Here is a 2,341-nt window from a genome sequence, read left to right on the forward strand (position 1 = left end):
ATATGCTCCGGTATACTAATGAGAGCTGGCCAGGTTCTACTTGGGATAAGATTGATACCTGGAATGCTTGGTATAATAGAGAATATGAAAATCTTACAGAATCACAATTATCTGATCAGGGAGTGATAGAAAAAGTATTCGTACAGTTTTTGAAAGAAGCTGTAGGTATAGATGGCCTACAGGTATATAAAATTGATGGGGATACAACTAAAAAACTGGAATATGATGGAAAGGATAAACCTGTAAAAAAGATACCATGTTCCTAATCCATAATTAATAAATTTGAAATTATGAAAAATATATTTGTATTAATACTAATAAGTGTAGCAGCATTATTTAATGCACAACAAATCTATACTCTAAGACCCACTGAAACTGACCTTCCTGATAATTCTTATCAAAAGGATACTAATAATGAGCTCCCAAGTTATGAAGGTGCTTGGAAAGGAACATGGGATAATAAAACTATTTATATAACTTTCACAAAGATTACAAATAAATATGATAATGTATTTAAATATTATAGAGATTATTTAATTGGAAAATTTAAAGTATTAGATAATAATGGAAATATTTTGTTTGATAATACAAATATTAATGATGACAATGCTAAAGTTCAAGGAGTTAATTTTAGAAGATATGGAAATAAATACTCTTTATTTTATAGTGATCCAGATCTATGTCATATAACTGGTAGTATAGCTATTAGCTTTACAGATACTACAAAAACAAAACTAGAATGGAAGTATTATCAAAATAGTGACTGGACAGATAATGATTGTTTTTATTATGGTTTGCCACAATCCCAACGACCTGATCCTTTGCCAAAGAATATTGTTCTAACAAAGCAATAGAATACAAATGCTGTTTCAAAATGGGACAGCATTTTATATTATCAAACTTTGGTATAAGGACGCTTCCTGGGCAGATCCGAAAAACGGTCCAATGGGAGGAGGTCAGTCTATGTCCGGTGACGGCTCCAGGCATAAGTTCCCTGATTATATGAGTCCTGATGATGATCCGTGTAAAAAGGCTAAGCCTGTGGTAACCGCTGCAAATAATGTTTATGGAAACGTTAAAGTGCAGCAAAATATGGATTCTGTTCTGAAAGCAAAGACGACGGCTCAGAATGAATGGGCAGTTGCAATAGGACAAAAAGCGGATGGCACTTATGATGTAACGCCTCCTAAAGAAGGATCAGCTACCAATGGAAGTATACCCACTTCTCAATTGTCTGGCACGTATATTGGGGACGGGCATTCACATGCCGGGGGTTTTGGTGCACCGTCTGCCGGTGATTTGTATGGGATGCTGGAGGAAATGCTTACCAATAGCAATTTTAAGTATCGTTTTGTATATGGCAATTACCATGGTACCCCAGAAGTCTATGTATTGATGGTCAATGACAGAAGCTTAGGGGTTAATTTTCTGGCGAACTATCCCAGAAGCCAGAATTATGACCCTTCAACACATTCTTTTTCTCTTGGATCTCCTGTAGGTGCAGATTTTTCTGAAATTAATGAAACATATGGGGAGGGAACCTACATTAGCTCTATAGGAGATATCACAGGACGTAGTGCAGGTTTGGCGTACATTTTAGATCAATTCAACACTGGGATCAGCTTGGGAAAAGTAGATGGGAATGGTGATGTGAAAAAGATAAATGTCACTAAAGAAAATATCGTAATACCGGGAGGAAATGGAGTACCTAAACCGGGAGTGAACGTGAAAGGTTGTCCTTAAATAAGTATATCAATAATAATTAAAAATCAAACAATATGAAACCAGTTTTTAAAATAGTCTTAGCTACTTTTTTTCTTCTGTCATTACAGTTTTGTAATGCTCAGCGTAATGAATATTTCAAATTTTATAATGAAATAACTCCCAAATTACAAGCTATAGCAGAAAGTAAAACACAATATTATAACAGAAAATTTTCAGATTTCAATGCAGGATTACAGGATTATAATATTACAATTAAAAAGTTTGGCTATGATACTAAAATATTTAACAGTAAAGATAATTATGTTCTGAGAATTTATTTTGCAGATCCTGAAACGAGAAGCTATGCAAATAATAATCACTATCAATACCCTATGATTAATATTGTTTTTACCGAAAAAATTCCGGATATAATAGAAAAACTGACCAGGCAATATCATGGAGAATGGAATAAAGAAATGCTGCAATTTTTTTCTGATCAGAAAATTGAAAAGATAGATTTTTATGGGATCAACGGAGTCACAAGTGCTGACAGGAAGGGGAGATAAGAGAGGAGGTTTATTACGGCAGCATTTTGCTTTAAAAGTAATGTTTGTCATATGTTATAAATGTGGCAAGC

Annotated in this window: 4 protein-coding genes; all 4 read left to right on the forward strand. The window is 34.0% G+C overall.

Translation table 11 applies throughout. From position 1 onward, the window contains the following. Positions 1 to 266, forward strand: a 266-nt coding sequence (locus AC4IF5_RS20360) for a hypothetical protein (RefSeq protein WP_490737770.1), incomplete at its 5' end; no start/stop codon positions are given. A 24-nt stretch (positions 267 to 290) separates the two neighbouring features. Then, positions 291 to 854, forward strand: coding sequence for a DUF6705 family protein (locus AC4IF5_RS20365; RefSeq protein WP_490737772.1), 564 nt, complete (start codon positions 291 to 293; stop codon positions 852 to 854). Between the two features lie 7 nt (positions 855 to 861). Then, a complete protein-coding gene (locus tag AC4IF5_RS20370) occupies positions 862 to 1,743 on the forward strand; it encodes a hypothetical protein (RefSeq protein ID WP_490737774.1) in 882 nt (293 codons plus the stop codon). 35 nt (positions 1,744 to 1,778) lie between these two features. Then, complete coding sequence (locus AC4IF5_RS20375; RefSeq protein ID WP_490737776.1) at positions 1,779 to 2,270, forward strand: hypothetical protein; 492 nt, start codon at positions 1,779 to 1,781, stop codon at positions 2,268 to 2,270. The last annotated feature ends 71 nt before the right edge of the window (positions 2,271 to 2,341 follow it).

The organism is Chryseobacterium sp. UF-290 (genome assembly GCF_058245615.1).

Bases quoted from the DNA above. Each gene is read 5' to 3' on its own strand.
- AC4IF5_RS20370 (WP_490737774.1), top strand. From the start codon at position 862: ATGCTGTTTCAAAATGGGACAGCATTTTATATTATCAAACTTTGGTAT.
- AC4IF5_RS20365 (WP_490737772.1), top strand. From the start codon at position 291: ATGAAAAATATATTTGTATTAATACTAATAAGTGTAGCAGCATTATTT.
- AC4IF5_RS20375 (WP_490737776.1), top strand. From the start codon at position 1,779: ATGAAACCAGTTTTTAAAATAGTCTTAGCTACTTTTTTTCTTCTGTCA.